A 2,161-nucleotide genomic window follows, 5' to 3' on the forward strand; every position below is an offset into this window, starting at 1 on the left:
GAGGCCGGAAGCAGCCTCGACAACGTAGGGACGGACCGGCACCACCAGACGGTTCGTGCCCGCAAGCGAAGACGGAATGGGTGCAAGGAAACTGAACCAGTGGTTGACGTCCCGTGAGTCGTCAGCGGCCTGCCAACTCTGGTGGATGGGCCGCTTTGCGGTGCTGGAGAGGGCCATAGCCGATGGACTCTCCTCTCTCGTCGTCTTGAGCCCATGGACGCCGGGAGGCCCGGACCAATACTGCGATCTGCGGTCCGTGGCGATGCCGCCGGGATATAGCTGGGCACCGAAGCCGTCACATAGATCCTCAGTGAACGTGGGAAGCGATCTGGCATCGCCCTTCCCGTCCGGCAGCCGGCCGGGCGGCGGGCAGGCGCGACGCCCGTTGATGACGCCAGATCGTGGCGGAGTCGCCGTAGTACTCAGAGGCCGGGAAAGCCGGTCACCCGGGGAAGGGCGACAGCGTGATGGCAGCAGTGCTGCTGTCGGGGAGGAACGTTGTTGAATAACGACGCGCCGTCGAAAACAACTTGGCCGGGCAGTCTGACGGCTGAGCGACGGGTACTCGATCACCAGTTGAAGCTGCACCGATGGGCAAGGAGCGAGCCGGATCGCCGGTTCGATGATGTATTCAACTTGGTCTGTGACCGGGCCACTTTGGTGGTGGCCTGGGAACGGGTGTCTGGCAACCGGGGTGCCAGGACAGCAGGCGTGGATGCGGTCACCCGCTACTACGTCGAAGAGCGTCATGGGGTGATTCCGTTCCTGGAGGAGCTTCGCTCCTCGCTCAAGGACGGGTCCTTCACCGCATTGCCGGTCAAGCAGGCGGTGATTCCCAAGAAGAACGGCAAGGTCCGTTATCTGGGAATTCCCACCCTGCGGGATCGCGTGGCGCAGATGGCGCTCAAGCTGATCCTGGAGCCGATCTTCGAGGCCGACTTTTACCCGTCAAGTTACGGGTATCGGCCCGGACGCCGGGCTCAGGATGCCATCGCTGAGATCCACCACTTCACATGCAGGCCGTCGACCTACGAGTGGGTCATTGAGGGCGACATCAAGGCTTGCTTCGACAACGTCGATCACCACGTCCTGATGGACCTGGTGGCCGAACGCATCAAGGACCGCAGGGTCCTGCGGCTGGTCAGCGCGTTTCTGCGGGCCGGGGTTGTCGAGTTGCACGGTGGATTTGCGGAGACTCTCACGGGTACTCCGCAGGGAGGAGTCGCTTCTCCTCTGCTGGCCAACATCTATCTCTCCGTCCTGGATCGGCACTTCGCCCGGATCTGGGACATCGAGATGAGCCCCCGCTGGCGTCGGCAGTATCGAAGCCGCCGAGGGTTGCCGAACTTCCGGCTGGTGCGTTATGCCGACGACTTCATCGTGCTCGTGCACGGCACGAAGTCCGAGGCAGAAGCGCTCAAATCGGAGATCGGTGAACTGCTGGCCCGCAAATTGAAGATGGCCCTCTCGGACGAGAAGACCCACATCACCCACATCGACGACGGCTTCGTCTTCCTCGGCTTCCACATCCAGCGGAGAGCTTGGGGCGATGGCCGTCGCGTCGTGCTCACCATCCCGTCCAAGCAAGCCTTGGCGTCGGTGATGCACAAGATCAAGAAGCTGACGGGGCGGAGTGCCACTTCGCTCTCGTTGGAGGAGGTGCTGCGGACGGTCAATCCGGTCCTTCGAGGCTGGGCAGCCTACTTCCGCTATGGCGCATCCAAGAGGACATTCGCTTACCTCGGCTGGTACGCGTGGTGGAGAGTGCTCCGCTGGATTCGCTCTAAGCGCCCCCACATGACCTGGAAACAGCTGCGGCGCCGCTACTTCGGAGCGGACCGCATCGGAGAGGGCGGTCTCGTCCTCTACAACCCGGCGAAGATGAAGGTCGAGCGATACCGCTTCCGCGGAGCGCAGATCAGCACGCCATACAACGTTGACGAGGTCGATCCGGCCGGAGCACGCTTCCGCCGGACCAGCCACGACGATGTGGCGTTCGTCGGCCAGGTCAGCGAATACCTCGCCTGACACATCGGATCACGTGGAGAGCCCGTTGCGGGGCCAACTCGCACGGCGGGTTCGGCGGGCGGGGACGGGAAAACCGGCACCGGAAACGGTGCACGGCGTCCCGTCCCCGACCCAACACAGGGAACTGGACCGC

Annotated in this window: 1 protein-coding gene; it reads left to right on the forward strand. The window is 63.5% G+C overall.

Features of this window, described 5'->3' with window-relative positions; translation table 11 throughout:
• The first annotated feature begins 501 nt into the window (after nucleotides 1–501).
• Nucleotides 502–2,028: a group II intron reverse transcriptase/maturase gene (gene ltrA, locus AB0D27_RS45400; protein WP_362521510.1), complete on the forward strand. Its 1,527-nt coding sequence runs from the start codon at nucleotides 502–504 to the stop codon at nucleotides 2,026–2,028.
• Nucleotides 2,029–2,161 lie beyond the last annotated feature (133 nt).

The sequence above is a fragment of the Streptomyces sp. NPDC048415 genome (assembly GCF_040651675.1).
Taxonomy (GTDB): domain Bacteria; phylum Actinomycetota; class Actinomycetes; order Streptomycetales; family Streptomycetaceae; genus Streptomyces.